Source organism: Candidatus Sulfotelmatobacter sp. (assembly GCA_035504415.1).
Classification (GTDB): Bacteria; Vulcanimicrobiota; Vulcanimicrobiia; order Vulcanimicrobiales; family Vulcanimicrobiaceae; genus Vulcanimicrobium.
Genome location: DATJRY010000019.1, coordinates 102309 through 118521 on the forward strand (window position 1 = coordinate 102309; position 16213 = coordinate 118521).

General features: G+C 71.3%; 19 protein-coding genes. 10 read left to right on the forward strand and 9 right to left on the reverse strand.

Annotated elements, in window-relative coordinates:
• The first annotated feature begins 21 nt into the window (after window positions 1–21).
• From VMD91_17005 to VMD91_17035, 7 genes are all read left to right on the forward strand, one after another.
• Window positions 22–207 carry a hypothetical protein gene (locus VMD91_17005; protein ID HTW85772.1) on the forward strand — a complete coding sequence of 62 codons (186 nt, stop codon included), beginning with the start codon at window positions 22–24 and terminating at the stop codon, window positions 205–207.
• Between the two features lie 136 nt (window positions 208–343).
• Window positions 344–1225, forward strand: coding sequence for an FAD binding domain-containing protein (locus tag VMD91_17010; GenBank protein ID HTW85773.1), 882 nt, complete (start codon window positions 344–346; stop codon window positions 1223–1225).
• Window positions 1222–1704: a (2Fe-2S)-binding protein gene (locus VMD91_17015; protein HTW85774.1), complete on the forward strand. Its 483-nt coding sequence runs from the start codon at window positions 1222–1224 to the stop codon at window positions 1702–1704. The genes VMD91_17010 and VMD91_17015 overlap by 4 nt, the downstream gene beginning before the upstream one ends.
• Window positions 1705–1714: 10 nt before the next feature.
• Window positions 1715–4069 carry an aerobic carbon-monoxide dehydrogenase large subunit gene (locus VMD91_17020; GenBank protein ID HTW85775.1) on the forward strand — a complete coding sequence of 785 codons (2355 nt, stop codon included), beginning with the start codon at window positions 1715–1717 and terminating at the stop codon, window positions 4067–4069.
• An 18-nt stretch (window positions 4070–4087) separates the two neighbouring features.
• The gene (locus VMD91_17025; protein HTW85776.1) at window positions 4088–5083 is read left to right on the forward strand and encodes an XdhC family protein; all 996 of its coding nucleotides are present in this window, start codon (window positions 4088–4090) and stop codon (window positions 5081–5083) included.
• Window positions 5080–6015 carry a MoxR family ATPase gene (locus VMD91_17030; GenBank protein ID HTW85777.1) on the forward strand — a complete coding sequence of 312 codons (936 nt, stop codon included), beginning with the start codon at window positions 5080–5082 and terminating at the stop codon, window positions 6013–6015. Before VMD91_17025 ends, VMD91_17030 begins: the two co-directional genes overlap by 4 nt.
• Window positions 6012–7133, forward strand: a complete 1122-nt coding sequence (locus VMD91_17035; protein HTW85778.1) for a VWA domain-containing protein — start codon at window positions 6012–6014, stop codon at window positions 7131–7133. Before VMD91_17030 ends, VMD91_17035 begins: the two co-directional genes overlap by 4 nt.
• A 7-nt stretch (window positions 7134–7140) precedes the next feature.
• On the opposite strand, the gene pcaB is transcribed toward VMD91_17035, so the two are convergent.
• The 7 genes from pcaB to VMD91_17070 are packed head-to-tail and all read right to left on the reverse strand — an operon-like array spanning window position 7141 to window position 13188.
• Window positions 7141–8475, reverse strand: a complete 1335-nt coding sequence (pcaB, locus tag VMD91_17040; GenBank protein ID HTW85779.1) for a 3-carboxy-cis,cis-muconate cycloisomerase — start codon at window positions 8473–8475, stop codon at window positions 7141–7143.
• A gap of 5 nt (window positions 8476–8480) precedes the next feature.
• Entirely contained in the window at window positions 8481–9059 is a 579-nt protein-coding gene (pcaG, locus tag VMD91_17045; GenBank protein HTW85780.1) for a protocatechuate 3,4-dioxygenase subunit alpha, read from the reverse strand.
• Window positions 9059–9778: a protocatechuate 3,4-dioxygenase subunit beta gene (pcaH, locus tag VMD91_17050; protein HTW85781.1), complete on the reverse strand. Its 720-nt coding sequence runs from the start codon at window positions 9776–9778 to the stop codon at window positions 9059–9061. The genes pcaG and pcaH overlap by 1 nt, the downstream gene beginning before the upstream one ends.
• Complete coding sequence (pcaC, locus tag VMD91_17055) at window positions 9775–10167, reverse strand: 4-carboxymuconolactone decarboxylase (protein ID HTW85782.1); 393 nt, start codon at window positions 10165–10167, stop codon at window positions 9775–9777. Before pcaC ends, pcaH begins: the two co-directional genes overlap by 4 nt.
• On the reverse strand, window positions 10164–10979 hold the full coding sequence (gene pcaD / locus VMD91_17060) for a 3-oxoadipate enol-lactonase (GenBank protein ID HTW85783.1): 816 nt from the start codon (window positions 10977–10979) through the stop codon (window positions 10164–10166). The genes pcaC and pcaD overlap by 4 nt, the downstream gene beginning before the upstream one ends.
• Window positions 10952–11683 (reverse strand): GntR family transcriptional regulator, encoded by a 732-nt coding sequence (locus VMD91_17065; protein HTW85784.1) that lies wholly within the window; start codon window positions 11681–11683, stop codon window positions 10952–10954. Before VMD91_17065 ends, pcaD begins: the two co-directional genes overlap by 28 nt.
• Window positions 11680–13188, reverse strand: coding sequence for an AMP-binding protein (locus VMD91_17070; protein HTW85785.1), 1509 nt, complete (start codon window positions 13186–13188; stop codon window positions 11680–11682). The genes VMD91_17065 and VMD91_17070 overlap by 4 nt, the downstream gene beginning before the upstream one ends.
• 144 nt (window positions 13189–13332) lie before the next feature.
• Here VMD91_17070 and VMD91_17075 point away from each other — a divergent pair, with 144 nt between their 5' ends.
• The 3 genes from VMD91_17075 (at window position 13333) to VMD91_17085 (ending at window position 15086) form a co-directional block, all read left to right on the forward strand.
• The gene (locus VMD91_17075; protein HTW85786.1) at window positions 13333–14055 is read left to right on the forward strand and encodes an SDR family oxidoreductase; all 723 of its coding nucleotides are present in this window, start codon (window positions 13333–13335) and stop codon (window positions 14053–14055) included.
• A 139-nt stretch (window positions 14056–14194) separates the two neighbouring features.
• Window positions 14195–14590 carry a hypothetical protein gene (locus VMD91_17080; GenBank protein HTW85787.1) on the forward strand — a complete coding sequence of 132 codons (396 nt, stop codon included), beginning with the start codon at window positions 14195–14197 and terminating at the stop codon, window positions 14588–14590.
• A 1-nt stretch (window position 14591) separates the two neighbouring features.
• A complete protein-coding gene (locus tag VMD91_17085) occupies window positions 14592–15086 on the forward strand; it encodes a hypothetical protein (GenBank protein ID HTW85788.1) in 495 nt (164 codons plus the stop codon).
• A 3-nt stretch (window positions 15087–15089) separates the two neighbouring features.
• Here VMD91_17085 and VMD91_17090 read toward each other — a convergent pair whose 3' ends face one another.
• Entirely contained in the window at window positions 15090–15272 is a 183-nt protein-coding gene (locus tag VMD91_17090; protein HTW85789.1) for a hypothetical protein, read from the reverse strand.
• A gap of 119 nt (window positions 15273–15391) precedes the next feature.
• Window positions 15392–16213: a GNAT family N-acetyltransferase gene (locus tag VMD91_17095; GenBank protein ID HTW85790.1), complete on the reverse strand. Its 822-nt coding sequence runs from the start codon at window positions 16211–16213 to the stop codon at window positions 15392–15394.

Sequence of the window (16213 nt, forward strand, 5' to 3'; positions counted from 1 at the left end):
GGACGCGCGAAAATGGCGCAAATGACGCCCCAACCTACCGTCGTCGAAGTCAAGTCGCTCATCGACCAACTCTCGCGCACCGAGCGCACCGAGCTCACCCACTGGTTGCTCCAGCGCTACATCGCCGGCGGTTCGACCGACGCCGAGCGCGAGCAGGCGGCGCGGGCCGAAACCGCGGGCGCCGGAAGCAGTCCGCACCGCGACTGACGCGCTCGTTCGTCCCGGCGTGTACCACGAGCCCCGTTCCGCGCGGAACGGGGCTCGTCGCTTCTCCGGCAGCGGAAGGCTTCTCGGGCGCCGCGCGGTATCGCTTGCTCGTGGGCCCTGCCCGGGGGAGAGAGGCATGATCCCAGCCGCTTTCGAGTACCGCCGCGCGGACTCGGTTCCCGCAGCACTTTCGGCCTTGGCCGAGCTCGGCGACGACGCCCGCGTTCTGGCGGGCGGCCAGAGTCTGATTCCGGCGATGCGCTACCGGTTCGCGCGGCCGGCGGCGCTGATCGACATCAATCCGATCGCCGCGCTCGAGTTCGTGCGCGACAACGAGGACGGCTTGGTGCTCGGCGCGCTCTTGCGCGACGCCGCGCTCGAGCGCGCGCCCGGTCTGCGCAGCCGCTACCCGCTGTTGGCCGACGTCTCCCGCGTGGTCGCCGACCCGGTCGTACGCCAGATGGGGACGATCGTCGGCAGCTTGTGCCACAACGACCCCTCGGGTGATTGGCCGGTCGCGGCGCTCGCGGCGCGTGCGTCGGTCGCGGTGAGCTCGAGGGCGGGCGCGCGCGTCGTGCCGATCGACGAGTTCCTGGTCGACACGTTTGCGACCGCGGTCGCCGCGGGCGAGATGGCGACCGAGGTACGCTTTCCGGCATCGGGCGATCGCACCGCGGGCTCGTACCAGAAGATCGAACGCAAGGTCGGCGACTTCGCCACCGCGTCGGCCGCGGTGCAGCTGCGGCTGACCGCCGACGGGACGATCGCCGAGGCCGGCGTCGCGATCGGCGCGGCCGGACCCACGGCCTTGCGCGTCGGCGCGGCCGAGGCGCTGCTGCGCGGCGCCGCGCCGACCCTGGACGCGATTCGCGCGGCCGCCGCGGAAGCCGAGAAATTGGCCGATCCGGTCGCCGACCAGCGCGGCTCGATCCGCTACAAGAAGGCGATGGCGGGCGTCTTGGTCGCCCGCGCGCTGACCGTCGCGCTCGAACGGCTCGGCGTGGGAGGGCTGCGATGACGATCTCGGTGACGGTCAACGGCACGCGCTACGAGCGCGACGTCGAGCCGCGCACGCTGCTGGCGTACTTCTTGCGCGAGACGCTCGGCCTGACGGGGACGCACGTGGGCTGCGATTCGTCGAGCTGCGGCGTGTGCACGGTCGTGCTCGACGGCGAGAAAGCGGTCAAGTCGTGCACGATGTTCGCCGTGCAGGCCGACGGCCACGACGTCATGACGGTCGAAGGGCTGGCGCAGGGCGGCAAGCTGCACCCGCTGCAGCAAGCGTTCTGGGATTGTCACGGTCTGCAGTGCGGCTATTGCACGCCGGGGATGCTGATGACCTCGTACGCGTTTCTCGCGCGCAACCCCGACCCGAGCGATGCGGAGATCCGCGAAGGTATCTCCGGTAACCTGTGCCGCTGCACCGGGTATCAGAACATCGTCGAAGCCGTCCACCAGGCTGCCGCCGCGCGAAGCGGCGAGCCGGTGAGCGCGTAGGAGCGAAGCGATGAGCGCGACGACCGAACCGCCGACCGAGCGGCACGCCATCGGCCAGTCGATGAAGCGCAAGGAAGATCCGCGCTTCATTCAAGGCAAGGGCCGTTACGTCGACGACATCACGCTGCCGGGGATGCTGTGGCTGGCGCTGACGCACAGCCCGTATCCCCACGCGCGCATCGTCAAGATCGACAAGGCCGCCGCGCTCGCCGTTCCCGGTGTGCTGGCGGTGCTGACGGCCGAAGACCTCGCGGCGCACGGGCTGAGCTGGATTCCGACCTTCCACGGCTACGACAAGCAGATGGTCCTGGCCGACGGCAAGGCGCTCTTCCAGTTCCAGGAAGTCGCCGGGGTGATCGCGACCTCGCGCGAGGCGGCCTTCGACGGTGCCGAGCTGGTCGAGGTCGAGTACGATCAGCTCACGCCGGTCGTCGATCCGTTCGTCTCGAAGACCGACGCGACGCTGGTGCGCGAAGACCGCGAAGCGAAGACCAACCACATCTATCACTGGGAAGTCGGCGACCGCGAGCAGACCGACGCCGCGCTGGCGGCGTCCGACGTCTCGATCGCGCAGCGCATCGTCTTCCAACGCTGTCACCCCGCGCCGCTCGAGCCGTGCGGCATCGTGGCCGACATGAACCCCGCCACCGGCCGCCTGACGCTGTACATGACCTCGCAGGCGCCGCACGCGCATCGCACCGTCGTCTCGCTGGTCACCGGGATCCCCGAAGACAAGATCCACGTCGTTTCGCCCGACATCGGCGGCGGCTTCGGCAACAAGGTCCCGGTCTACGCCGGCTACGTGGTCGCGGCGGCGGCGTCGGTCGTGCTCGGCGTCCCGGTCAAGTGGATCGAGACGCGCACCGAGAATCTGACCACCACCGGGTTCGCGCGCGACTACCACATGGACGTCTCGATCGGCGCGACCAAGGACGGCCGGGTGACGGCGCTGCGCGTCGCGACCGTCGCCGACCACGGCGCGTTCGACGCCGCCGCCGACCCGACGAAGTATCCGGCCGGCTTGTTCGGGATCGTGACCGGCTCGTACGACTTCCCGGTCGCGTTCACCGAGCTGGACGCGTACTTCACCAACAAGGCTCCGGGCGGGGTCGCCTACCGCTGCTCGTTCCGCGTCACCGAGGCGTCGTACGCGATCGAGCGCGGGATGGATGTGCTGGCCTCCAAGCTCGGCATGGACCCCGCGCAGCTGCGGCTGAAGAACTTCGTGCGCAAGGACCAGTTCCCGTATCCCTCGCCGCTGGGCTTCGTCTACGACTCGGGCGACTATCACACGACGCTGCAGAAAGCGCTCGACACGGTCGGCTATCAGGCGCTGCGCCGGGAACAAGCCGAAAAGCGCGCGCGCGGCGAGCTGATGGGGATCGGCATCTCGACCTTCACCGAAGTCGTCGGCGCCGGACCCAGCAAGCTGTTCGACATCATGGGGATCAAGATGTTCGACAGCGCCGAGATCCGCGTCCATCCGACCGGCTCGGCGATCCTGCGCGCGGGAACGAAGTCGCAGGGCCAAGGGCACGAGACGACCTGGGCGCAGATCGCCGCCGAAGAGCTCGGACTCGATCCACAGAACATCCTGGTGGAAGAAGGCGACACCGACACCGCGCCTTACGGTCTGGGGACCTACGCCAGCCGCAGCACGCCGGTGGCCGGCGGCGCGATCGCGATGGCCGCGCGCCGCATCCGCGAGAAAGCGCGCGCGATCGCCGCGCACCTGCTCGAAGCACCGCTCGACGACGTCGAGTGGGAGAACCACGCCTTCCACGTCAAGGGGTTGCCGGACAGCAAGGTGACGATGCAGGAAGTCGCCTTCGCCGCCTACACCAATCCCGCGCCCGACAGCGAGCCCGGCCTCGAGGCGACGTTCTACTACGATCCGCCGAACATGACGTTCCCCTACGGCGCATACCTGGCCGTCGTCGACGTGGACAAGGACACCGGCGCGGTCAACGTGCGGCGTTTCTTGGCGATCGACGACTGCGGCACGATCATCAACCCGATGATCGTCGAAGGACAGATCCACGGCGGCCTGACCGAGGGCTTCGCGATCGCCTTCATGCAGGAGATCCCCTACGACGCCGACGGTAATCACCTGGCGACGAACTTCACCGACTACCTCGTGCCGACGGCGCTCGAAACGCCCACATGGGAGACCGACAAGACGGTCACGCCGAGCCCGCACCACCCGATCGGGGCCAAGGGCGTCGGGGAGAGCCCGAACGTCGGGTCGCCGGCCGCGTTCGTCAACGCGGTCATGGACGCGCTCGCCCCGCTGGGCGTGACGCACATCGACATGCCGCTCACGCGCGACAAGGTGTGGAGCGCGATCCAGGCGGCGAACGGATGAGGAGTCGCTGAGGGGCCGATGGCGTTCTTCGCCCGGCTCGCCGAGCTCGAGCGCGCGCACGTCGCCTTCGCGATCGCGACCGTCGTCGGCCGGCGCGCGCCGGTCAGCGCGCACCTGGGCGATCGCGCGTTGGTGCTGGCCGACGGGACGATGCACGGCTTCGTCGGCGGCTCGTGCTCGCGCGACCTGGTGCGGCGCGAGGCGCTGCGGGCGATTCGCGACGGGCGGCCGCGGCTGGTGCGCATCGTGCCCGACGAAGACGAGTTCGCCGGCGCCGGCGTGGAGGAACGCGAGGTCTCGGTGGTGCGCATGGGGTGCGCCTCCGAGGGGGCCGTCGAGGTCTTCGTCGAGCCGCACGTCCCGCTACGCGCGCTGGTCGTCGTCGGCGACGGTCCCGTCGCCGACGCCTTGTCGCGCTTGGCCGTGCAGGTGCGCTACGACGTGCTGCGCGTGGTGGCCGCCGACGAGTACGACGACCTCGACGCGACGCCGGGGGTGCGCGCGGTGCGGCTGGGCGATCTGGCCGACGAGCTGGCGCGCCGGGGCGCGAGCGCCTGCGCGCGGCTGACCGCCGTCGTCGCCTCGCAGGGCCACTACGACGAAGAGGCGCTGGCGACGCTGTTGGCCGTCGATCCGGCCTTCGTCGGCTTGTTGGCGAGCCGCAAGCGCGCGGCGTCCGTCGGCGCGTCGCTCGCGCTGCGCGGCGTGGCGCCCGACCGCGTGGCGCGCGTCCAGGCGCCGGTCGGTCTCGACCTGGGCGCGCGCAGCGCCGGCGACGTCGCGATCGCGATCCTCGCGCAACTGGTCGGCGTCGACCCGGGCGACGCGCCCGGCTACGAGGCGGCGTGCGCGCCCGCGCTGCGCGATCCCGTCTGCGGGATGGAGGTGGCGTTCGACGACCGGCACCCGCGCCACGAGCACGCCGGTCAGGTCTACGCGTTCTGCTGCGAGGGTTGCCGCACGGCGTTCGCCGCCGAGCCGGAGGCGTATCTCGTCGCCGGCGGCGCGACGTGACCGCCGACCGCATCGCCGAACGGTTCGCCGAACGGGGCTACGTCGCCACCGACGCGGTCGCGACCGCGCTCGAGCTGGCGCTGGTGCTCGAAAAGCCGCTGCTGATCGAAGGGCCGGCCGGCGTCGGCAAGACCGAGAGCGCGAAGGTGCTCGCCGAGGTGCTCGGCACCGAGCTGATCCGGCTGCAATGCTACGAGGGGATCGATGCGGCCAGCGCGCTCTACGAGTGGAACTACCCCAAGCAGCTGCTGCGCATCCGGCTGACCGACGGAACGCACGAGTCGGCGCGCGAGCGCGAGGCGGAGATCTTCGCCCGCGACTTCTTGCTCGAACGCCCGCTCTTGCAGGCGATCACGCGCGAACGCGCGCCGGTGCTGCTGGTCGACGAGATCGACCGGGCCGACGAGGCGTTCGAGGCGTTCTTGCTCGAGCTGCTCGGCGAGTTCCAAGTCACCATCCCGGAGCTGGGCACGATTCGCGCGCGCGCCAAGCCGGCGGTGATCGTCACCTCGAACCGCACCCGCGAGCTGTCCGACGCGCTGCGCCGGCGCTGTCTGTACCTGTGGATCGACTATCCCAGCGCCGAGCACGAGCTGGCGATCTTGCGAGTTCGGCTGCCGGGCATCGACGAGCGGCTCGCCGAGCAGATCGTCGCGTTCGTCGGCTGGCTGCGCGAGCAGCCGTTCCAAAAAGTGCCGGGCGTCGCCGAGAGCCTGGACTGGGCGCTGGCGCTCACCAAGCTGCACCGCGACGCGCTCGACGAAGCGACGCTCGAACGCACGCTGGGCTGCGTGCTCAAGGTGCGCGAGGACTGGGAGCTGTTTCGCGCGCAGCAGGCCCGTTGGATGCCGCTGCTGCGGCCCGATGCCGTGCCGGTACCGGTCGCGAAATCCGACTACGGGATCGGCAGCGTGCGCGCGAACCGCGCGTGAGCGCTCCCGCCGCGCTCAGCCGCGCCGTCGCCGAGTTCACCGCGCTGCTGCGCGGCGAGTACGGATTCGCCGTCGGGCAACTGGAGACGCACGAGGCGCTGCGCGCCGCGGAGCTGCTCGGGATCGGCGACGAGGTGCGCTTGCGGCACGCGTGGCGGCTGGTCTACAGCACGACGCGCGACGAGGCGGCGCGCTTCGACGAGGCGTTCGCCGCGTTCTTCCACGCGCCGCGCGGCGTGCGCCAACCGGCGCCGCGCGCGCGCCGGCCGCGCTCGCAGCCCGGCGAGAGCCGTGAGGGACGGCGGCAAACCGACGAAGGCGGTGACGCGGCCACCCGCTGGACCGAGCTGCGCGCGCGCTTCAGCCCGGGGATCGGACGCACGCCGCCGCCACGTCTGGACGCCGAGGGGATCGAGCGGATGTTGACGGTCGCTGAACGGCTCGTCGCTCGAGCGCGGCTGGTGCAAGCACGCCGCTGGCGCGCGGACCCGCGCGGGCCGCGCGTCGACGTGCGGCGGACCGTGCGCGCCAGCCTCGCGACCGGTGGCGAACCGCTCGCGCTGCGGCGCGCGGCGCACCCGTTGCGGCAGGCGCGCTTCGTCGTGCTGATCGACGGCAGCCGCTCGATGGCCGCGTACGCCGCGCCGATGCTGCGCTTCGCGCACGCGCTGGCGCGCCGTACCCGTCGCGCGCACGCGTTCGTGTTCTCGACCGCGCTGCGCGAGATCACCGAGCTGCTGCGCGACCCGCACCTGCCGCAGACCGGTTTGCCGATGTTGGACGACGCGTGGGGCGGCGGCACGCGCATCGGCGCGAACCTCGCCGCGTTCGCGCGCGGTCCGCACGCGCGCCGCGTGCGCGCCGACACCGTCGTGCTGATCTTCAGCGACGGGCTCGACGTCGGCAACCTCGACGCGCTCGAACGCGCGCTGCGCGCGCTGCGCGGGCGTGCGGCCGCCGTGCTGTGGCTCAACCCGCACGCCGGCGCGCCGGGCTTCGAGCCGGCTGCCGGCGGAATGCGCCGCGCGCTGCCGTACGTCGACGCGCTGCTGCCGGCGGCGAGCGACGCGGACTTCGCGGCCCTCCCGGCGGCCGTGGGGAAGCTGCTCTCGGCTTGACGGGCGGTTACGGTCGCGAGCGCGTCACCCGGTCCACGACGGCGCCGGCTTCGCCGAGATAGCCGGCCGGATCCAACAGCCGCTCCAACGATGCGCGATCGAGGACGGCGGCGATCGTCGCGTCGGCGGCGAGCGCGTCGAGAAACGCGACCTGCTCGTCGAGCGCGCGGGCGGCGGCCGCCTCGACCGCCGTGTGCGCCGGGCCGGCGCCGATCTTCTCGGCGAGCGCCATGGCGACGGCTTCGCTCACGATGAGGCCGCCGGTAAGATCCAGGTTGCGCCGCATGCGCGCGGTGTCGACCGTCATGCCCTCGGTCAGCGCGCGCGCTTGCGCGAAAGCCGCCGACGCGAGCACGACCAGCTCCGGCAGCGCGATCTCCTCGCTCTGCCAGGGACCGGTCGAGCGCTGGTGGTCGCCCGGCATGGCGGCGAGAAGCGTCGGCAAGAGCGCGTCGACGCCGCGCGCCGCCGCCAGCACGTACTCGCACGCGATCGGGTTGCGTTTGTGGGGCATCGCGCTCGATCCGCCGCGGCCGGGCGCTTGGGGCTCGAAGACCTCGGCGACCTCCGTTTGCATCAGCAGCATGACGTCGGTCGCGATCGTCGCGAGGCTGCCGCACACCAGCGCGATCGCGGCGGCGAGGTCGACGATGCGGCTGCGGTCGACGTGCCACGGCGCGTCGGGCGCCGCCAGGTCGAGCTCGCGCGCCAGCGCCAGCGTCACGTCGCGGCCGCGCGTGCCCAGCGATGCCAGGGTGCCGACCGCGCCGCCGAACTGCACGACCCGCGCGCGCTCGGCTGCGGCGCGCAGTCGTTCGCGGCCGGAGAGCAGCGGCGCGAGCCAGGTCGCGCAGACGTAGCCGAACGTCACCGGCAGCGCGTGCTGGAGGTGCGTGCGCCCCACCATCAGGTCGTCGCGATGCGTCTGCGCGCGCGCGGTGAGCGCCGCGACGACGGCGCTCAGGTCGGCCTCCAGCAGCGTGACGGCGTCGCGCAGCTGCAGCACGGTCGCGGTGTCGAGCACGTCCTGCGTCGTCGCGCCCCAGTGGACGTATCCGCCCGCGTCCGTGCCCGTCAGCGCGGCGAGCTGCTTCGTCAGCGGGACGACCGGATAGCCGACGTTCTGCGCCGACGCCGCCAGCGCCGTCAGGTCGATGCGTTCCGGATCGGCGGCCGCCGCGATCGCGTCCGCCGCCGCGCCGGGAATGACCCCGGCCGCGCCCTCCGCGCGCGCCAAGGCGACCTCGAACGCGAGCATCTTCGCGACGCGGTTGCGCGCCGAAAAGATCGCGCGCATCGCCGCCGTCCCGTAGAGCTCGCCGAAGAGCTCGTCTTGGCGCACGCGGATCAGACCGCGAGGAAGGCCGTCTCGCCCTCGCCTTGCAGCACGACGTCGAAGCGATACGTCGCCACGCCGCCGGCATCGGCGACGCGCTCGGCGATCAGCGTCGCGCGCACGCTCTCGTCGGCGATCGAGCGCAGCAGCGGGTCCGCCGCGTTGGCCTCGGCCAGGTCGCTGAAGTAGACGCGCGTCGTCAGCCGCTTGAGCAAACCGCGCGCGAACACCGAGAGGTTGACGTGCGGCGCTTGCTGCACCGCGCCCTCGCCCGGCAACGCGCCGGGCAGCACGGTGCGGAACGCGAAGCTTCCGTCGGGGCTCGTGCAGCAGCGGCCGAAGCCGCGGAAGTGCGGATCGCGCGCGCCGTTGCGATCGTCCTGCGGATCCGGATAGAAGCCGTTCGCATCGGCTTGCCACACCTCGAGCACGCCGTCCGGAACGATCTCGTGGTCGCCGTCGTAGAGGGTGCCCTCGATGCGGATCGGCGTCCCCGCCGCGCCTTCGCGCGTGAGGTCGGCCCAGGTCGGATGGTTGAGGCCTTCGCGGAAGAACGGCCCGACGGTCTGCGAGCTGGTGGGAATCGGCACTACCGGTTCTCCATCGGCGTCTCGTCGCGCCCGCGCATCACGATGTCCCACCGATAGCCCATCGAGTACTCGGCTTGGCTGAGATCGGGGACGTAGGTCGAGATCATCCGTTCGCGTGCCGCTTGATCGGCCACGCTGTGGTAGACCGGATCCCATGCCATCAGCGGATCGCCCGGGAAGTACATCTGGGTGATGAGGCGCGAGGCGAAGCCGGCGCCGAACACCGAGAAGTGGATGTGCGCGGCACGCCACGCGTTGTAGGTGTTGCGCCAAGGATATGCGCCCGGCCGAATCGTCATGAACCGCCAGCGACCCTCGTCGTCGGTGTAGGTGTGACCGACCCCGGTGAAGTTCGGATCGAGCGGCGCGTCGTGCTGATCTTCGCTGTGGTGGTAGCGGCCGGCGGCGTTGGCCTGCCAGAACTCGATCAGCGTGTTGCGCAGCGGACGGCCGTCCTCGTCGAGGACGCGGCCCTCGACGGTGATGCGCTGCCCCATCGCCTCCGGAGCGCCTTCGCGCACGCGCGTCAGGTCGACGAGCGGCGCGCCGGGCCACTGCTCGGCGAACGAGGGACCGGTGATCTCCGAGAGCGTGTGGGGAACGGCGATCAGCTCCCGCTTCGGATGCCGTTTGATCGTGCTCGTGTAGTCCGGCCAGTCGTACGGCGGCTGCGTTCCCGGCGGTTCGGGGGCGAACCGCCGGCGTGCGGGTGCGATCACGAGGGATTCTCCTTGTCCATTTCGGCGTAGACCTCGGCGGCGTGGTGGAACGCCGAGTTGGCGGCGGGGAAGCCGGCGTAGACCGCGACCTGCATCAGCGTCTCCTTGACCTGCTCCTTGGTCGCGCCGGTGTTGCGCGTGGCCCGCAAATGCAGGCGGAACTCTTCCCAACGCCCGAGCGCGGCGGTCATCGCCAGCACCAGCAGGCTGCGCACCGGGCGGTCGAGTCCGGGTCGCGTCCAGATGTCGGCCCACGCATGCTCGGTGACCAGCGTCTGGTAGTCGCGGTTGAAGTCGGTGGCGTTTTGCAGCGAACGGTCGACGTGCGTCGTGCCGAGCACCTCGCGCCGGACTTCGAGACCGCGCTCGAACTTGTCGCTCGTGCTCAACGCGCGGCCTCCACCGCGCGCGTCGGCTCGGCGAGGAAGGCGTTGAGCAGCCGGTTGACCCGATCGGGCTGCTCGACGTTGAGCAAGTGACCGGCGTCGTCCACCACCACGAACTGCGAGCTGGCGATCGCGGCGTGCAGCGTCTGGCCGCGTTCGACGGGTGCGGCTTGGTCCTGCGCGCCCGAGATGATCAGCGTCGGCGTCGTGATACGCGCGTCGTCGGCGCGCAGGTCGGCGTCGCGCACGGTCTTGCAGCCGTCGATATACCCGGGCTGCGGCGTGCGCACGAGCATGTTGCGGAAGCCGGCGATCGTGTCGGCGCGGTCGCGGTGGGTCGAGGGGGCGAACCAGCGCTGCATCGTGCCGTCGGCGATCGCTTCGATGCCGCCCGCCTCGACGCTGGCGATGCGCGCGTTCCAGATCTCCGGCGTGCTGAGCTGGTTGCCGGTCGCGCACAGGACGAGCGCTTCGAGGCGCTCCGGGTGCGTCGCGGCCAGCCGTTGGCCGATCATGCCGCCGATCGACAGCCCGACGTAACGGACGCGACCGATGCTCAGCGCTTCGAGCAGCTCGACGACGTCCTGCGTGACCGCGTCGATCGTCGGCCGCGGCGTGCCGGGCGTGATCGAGGTGAGGCCGTGCCCGCGCATGTCCAGCCGCAGGACCCGATAGCGGTCGCAGAGTGCGCCGACGTTGTCGTCCCACAGGTCGTACGACGTGCCCAGCGAGTTGCCGAACACGATGACCGGCGCGTCGGCCGGCCCGGTGAGATCGTAGTGAACGACTAGATCGTCGACTCGAACGAAGGGCATCCGTCGGGCTCCTCTCCTCGTAGCCAGTGGTCGGTCGCGTTGCGGACGTGTTCGCGGGCCAGCCGCTCGGCGGCCGCGGCGTCGCCGGAACGGATCGCGTCGAGGATGCGCGTGTGCTCGCTCGCGGAGACCGACAGGCGCCGTCCCTGATCTTGCATGCGCATGTAGACGACCTCGGACGACATGCGCACCAGCGGGATGAAGCCCTGCAGCCGCAGATGTCCCGTCGCCTCGACGATCTTGGTGTGGAAATCGGCGTTCGCGACCAGGTAGCTGTGCTTGTCGCGCGGCGCGATCGCCCGCATCTGCTTGGCCAGCGCCTGCAGCTCGCGGTCGACCGCGGGCGGGAGGCCGCGCTCGGCGGCCAGCCGGGCCGCGAGCCCGTCGACCATCTCGCGCACGTCCATGATCTCGCGCGCGTCGCGGTCGTCGAGCGCGACCACCGAGGCGGCGCCGCTGGCGGCGATGGTGACGAAGCCCTCTTGCTCGAGCGCCAGCAGCGCTTCGCGCAGCGGCGTCCGGCTGACGCTGAGTTGGCGAGCGAGGTGCTCTTGGCGCAGCACGGTCCCGGGCGCCAGCTTGCCTTCGAGGATCAGGCGGCGCAGTTGGTCGACGATCCCCTCCTTCATGCGCGGCGCGCGGCTGACGGCGATCGGCGTGACGACGTCGAGCGTGCGATCGTCGTCGCTGGTCAGACGTTTCACGTCGGTGCTCCTTGGGCGAGCAACGGCAAGATCTCGGCCCGCAGACGGTCTTTCGCCACCCGCATCGTCGGGGTGAGCGGGAACGCGTCGCGAAACACGACGCGCAGCGGAACTTTGAAGGGCGCCAGCCGCTCGGCGCACCAGGCGCGCAACGTCTCCTCGTCGGCCGTGCCGTCGGGCTCGAGGATCACGCAGGCCACGACGTCCTCCTCCGAGAGACTCGAGGGCACGCCGATCACGGCGGCTTCGCGCACCGCCGGGTGCAGCTCCAACACGTCTTCGACCTCCCGCGGTGCGATGTTTTCGCCGCGGCGGCGGATCATCTCCTTATAGCGGCCGACCAGGATGACGTCGCCGTCCGGGTCGACGAAACCGGCATCCCCGGTGTGCAGCCAGCCGTCGGCCAGCGTGCGGGCGCTGATCTCGGGAGCGTTCCAATAGCCCGGCGTCATGGCGGGATTGCGGAACTGCAGCTCGCCGACCTCGCCGTTGCGCGCGACGGCTCCGGCGGGCGTCACGATGCGCAGCTCGTTCTCGATCACGCCGGTGGGATGCTGCCGCGCGCGGCCGATGCTGCCGGCTTTGTCGCGCGACGTCGCGCTCTCGATCGTGCCGAAAGTCGTCTCCGACATCCCGAAGCCGGTCACGATGCGCACGCCGAAGCGCGCCTCGAAGGCGCGGTTGGCCGGCGGCTCCAGCGCGGGCGCGGCGTAGATCGTGCGCAGCGAGCCCGGCACGAACAGATCGTCCGGCTGTTTGGCGAGGATCGCGAGCATGGCGCCGATCAGGTTGACCTCGGTGACGTCGAGCTCGGCCGCGTCACGCCAGAACGTCGAGGCGCGGAACTTCTCGCCGACGTGCATCGGGTAGCCGCTGGCGAGCGCCGTCATCAGCGAATACGCCTCGGCGTTGATGTGGAAGAAGGGCAGCACGCACCACAGGCGCTGTGGGCCTTCCAGGCGCAGCCACGTCGGCATCGACTGACCGGCGCCGGCGTACGCGAGGTGGCGAACCTGCGCGCCCTTCGGACGGCTGGTCGTGCCCGACGTATAGACGATGGCCGCGACGTCGTCGGGCGAGACTGCGGCCGGGGCGATCGGATCGGCTCCCGCGCCGATGAGCCCCAGCCCGAGCGCGGCGTCCAGACCCGCCAGCGGGATCGTCGTGCCGAGCGCGCCACCGCCGTAGCCGAGAGCGTCGTCGCCCGCGGCGAGCAGCACCATCGACGGGCGCAGATCGTCGAGCAGATACGCGAACTCGGGCTCGGTGAGGGCGGGATTGGTGGCCGCCGGGATCGCCCCGGCGTGGATGGCGCCCAGCCACGCTTCGATGGTCGCGATCGTGTTGGCGCCGCGAATCAGGATGCGCTGGCCCGGGACGACGCCGTGGTTGCGCAACCAGCCGGCGATGCGCGCGGTCCGGTCCGCCGTTTGCGCGAACGTACGCGCGTCGGCGGCGGTGCTCAGGAACGGCGCGGACCCGAACCGCTCGGCGGCCGCCGCCACGAGTCCGGAAACCGTGAGCGGGGCATTTTGTATCCTGGAATCCAAGATGCCCTCGGGTTCGGCAGGGCCAGGAAGTTGACCCTCTCAACGGACGAATGCGCGGCGCCGAGGGGAAAGCCCTTGGCCCGGCGCACGGAGCCGGCGATGCGAACCGTGCTGGTCGCGGGCGCCGCGGGCGGGGTCGGCGAGGGGATCGTCCGACAAGTGCTGTTGCGCTGCCCCGAGCTGGTGCTGATCGCGACGTCGCGCTCGCAAGCGCGGCTGGACGCGCTGCGCGAGCGACTGGGGCCGGTCGACCTCACGCGGCTGCGCACGCTCGTCGGCGACGTCGCCACCGCGCAGCGCGCCGAGGCGCTTGACGCACAGATCGCGCACGAGTTCGGCCCGCTCGACGTCGCGATCGCCTCGCTCGGCGGCTGGTGGGAAGGCGGGCCGTTCTTGGACGTCGATCCGCCGACGTGGGACGCGGTGATGCACGAGATGCTCGGCACGCACGTCCACTTCGCGCAGACGTTCGTGCCGCGCTTGGCACGGCGCCCGGGCAGCATGTATCTCGGCATCGGCGGCGGCGCCGCGATCACGCCGGTGCCGAATGCCGGCCTCGTCTCGATCGCCGGCGCGGCGCAGGCGATGCTCACCCGCGTGCTGGCGGCCGAGATGACGGACGTGCGGATCGTCGAGCTGATCGCGAACGGCCCGGTGCGCACCTACGAGTCTCCGCCCGACGCACCGGCGGATTGGATCAGCGCCGACGACGTCGGCGCCGTCGTGGCCGCGCTCGTCGCGGGGGACACACCGAGCTGGCCCGCGCTGCGCAAGCGGGGCCCGCTCGTGATTATGGATCCCCTCGCAGATCGTCGCCGATGACGGCGACGGTGGTGCGCCCGCGGAATCCGCACCGTTCCGCTCGCCGTATCGCTCTGCGGTCGACCGGACATTCGGCGTGGCGGAAGCGCCCCGACATGGGTATCTCTCACCGAGACGGCAGCTCGCCGGAGGAGGATCCATGGATCGGTCGGATGTTCAGCGTGCGGCGCAAGGGATGATGCGCGTTTCCGGGTCGATGGTGCGCGCGCAAATCGACGCACGCGCGGAGTTGTTCGGCAAACAGCTGACCGCGGTCGGCGCCGAGCTGCGGCGCGTCTCCGCGGACATGCGGCAGAATCCGAACGTGCCGGGTGGCGCCGAGCTGACGGCGCGCGGCGCCGAGCTGGCCGAACGCGCGGGCGCGTACTTCGAGGCCGCCGACAGCGAGCGGATGATCGCGGATGCCGAGCACTTCACGCGCAAGCGTCCGCTGGTCGCGGCCGCGGCGGCGGCCGCCGTCGGCTTCGCGGCCTCGCGCATCCTCAAAGCGGCCGCGACCCGCCGTTATCACGAATCGACCGAAGGAGCCCGCTGACATGGATGCCGAGACGCTGAAGGACGAGATCCCCGAGCAGAGCTACGCCGGGATTCGCGGACGGATCGAAACGGTGCGTGGCACGATCGTCACGGCGATGCGCGGAGCGAGCGGTACGGTGACGAGCACCGTCTCGGACGCGGGCACACGCGTCACCCGTGCGCGCGACGAAGCCTCGCAGCGCGGTCGAAAGATGGCGCAAGCCGTCGCCGAGAATCCCCTCGGCATCACGCTCGGGGCGCTGGCCATCGGGTTCCTGGTCGGCCTGCTGATCCCGGTCACGGAGATCGAACGCGAGCGGGTCGGCAAACCCGTGCGCGACGCGGCCACGCAGCGCACGCACGCGGTCATGGAGAACGCGGTCGAAGCCGCGCGCGAGATCGTGCGCGACACGCTACAAGCCGCGCGCTCGTCAGCGCAGGCGCACGGCGCGACGATGGCGCGCCAAGCGTTGGACGGCGCGCCGTTCGCCGCCGGGGACGTCAAAGAGGTCTGAGCGTTACCAGCGCTTGAAGGCGCGTTCCGCGAGCTCGCGCTCGAGTTGGTCGGTCATGACCGCGCCGGCCAGCGAGTTGTCCTCGCGGTGCGTCAGGCGCGTCCAGGCCTGGGAAACGGTGTGGGCGGCGGTGCGAAACGCGTCGCCGATCGAAGCCGTGCGATCGCGGCGAATCGTCTGTTGCATGGTGCAAGCGTAGCAGGGTTCACCTGGCCGCGCAGTGAGGATAGTCGTTATCGGCCACGCCGATCAAGGACGATTCTTGCGCCCGCGACGCATCGTGGCTGAAAGCATCTGCGTGCCGATCAGCCTTCGCCCAGGCTGATCCGGCCCCAGAGCTGCGCCGAGTCACCAGCCGGCGGCTTGCCCAACGTCATGTGCCGCAGACGCCGGCTCGCAGCGAACCCCCGGGCGGCCAGGAGCTCCGGGCCGGCCGCGTTCGTCGACGGGAGATGAATGCGGCGGGGCGCGCCGGATCGCAACGCCAGGGCCGCGTCGATGACGGCTTCGGCCGCTTGGGGGTTCGGGGCCGCGATCGGGCCGATCAGATCGTGGGGCCGAGCCATCGCGAACGCGCCGCCGCCTCCGACAAAAGCCACCGTTTCCGGCTCTTCGATCAAGGAAGCGAGCCGCCAGCCGCGATCGGCGCCGAACGCGCGCCGGTCGAGCGCCGTCATCGCGTCGAGGTCGGCGCTCGTCGCGCGGCGCACGGTGCCGTCGGGCGTTCCCACCGGATGCGCCTCACCGGCATATACCACCGTCTCGCCGTCGTCGACGAAGCCGAACGATGCATAGAGCGGCGCGCCCATCGCCGTCGCGTCGAGCCGCCACGGCAACCGGCGCGCTTCGCCCCACGCCAACATCGCCGCGAACAGTGCGCGCGCGATGCCACGCCGGTGCATCGCGGGATCGACGCCCATCATCGAGACGTACGCGACCGTCTCGTAGTCGATCGCGAACACGCAGCCGACCGGGGCTGCGCCGTCGTCGGCGACGAACGAGGCGACCTGCGGCGCGCGCAGGTACGACGCCAGCCGATCGACCCACGACGAGGGACGGCCGTACGCCGCCTGCAGCACGCGGTCGAGCGGCGCGACGTCCGCCGGCCGCAGCTCGCGAATCTGCAT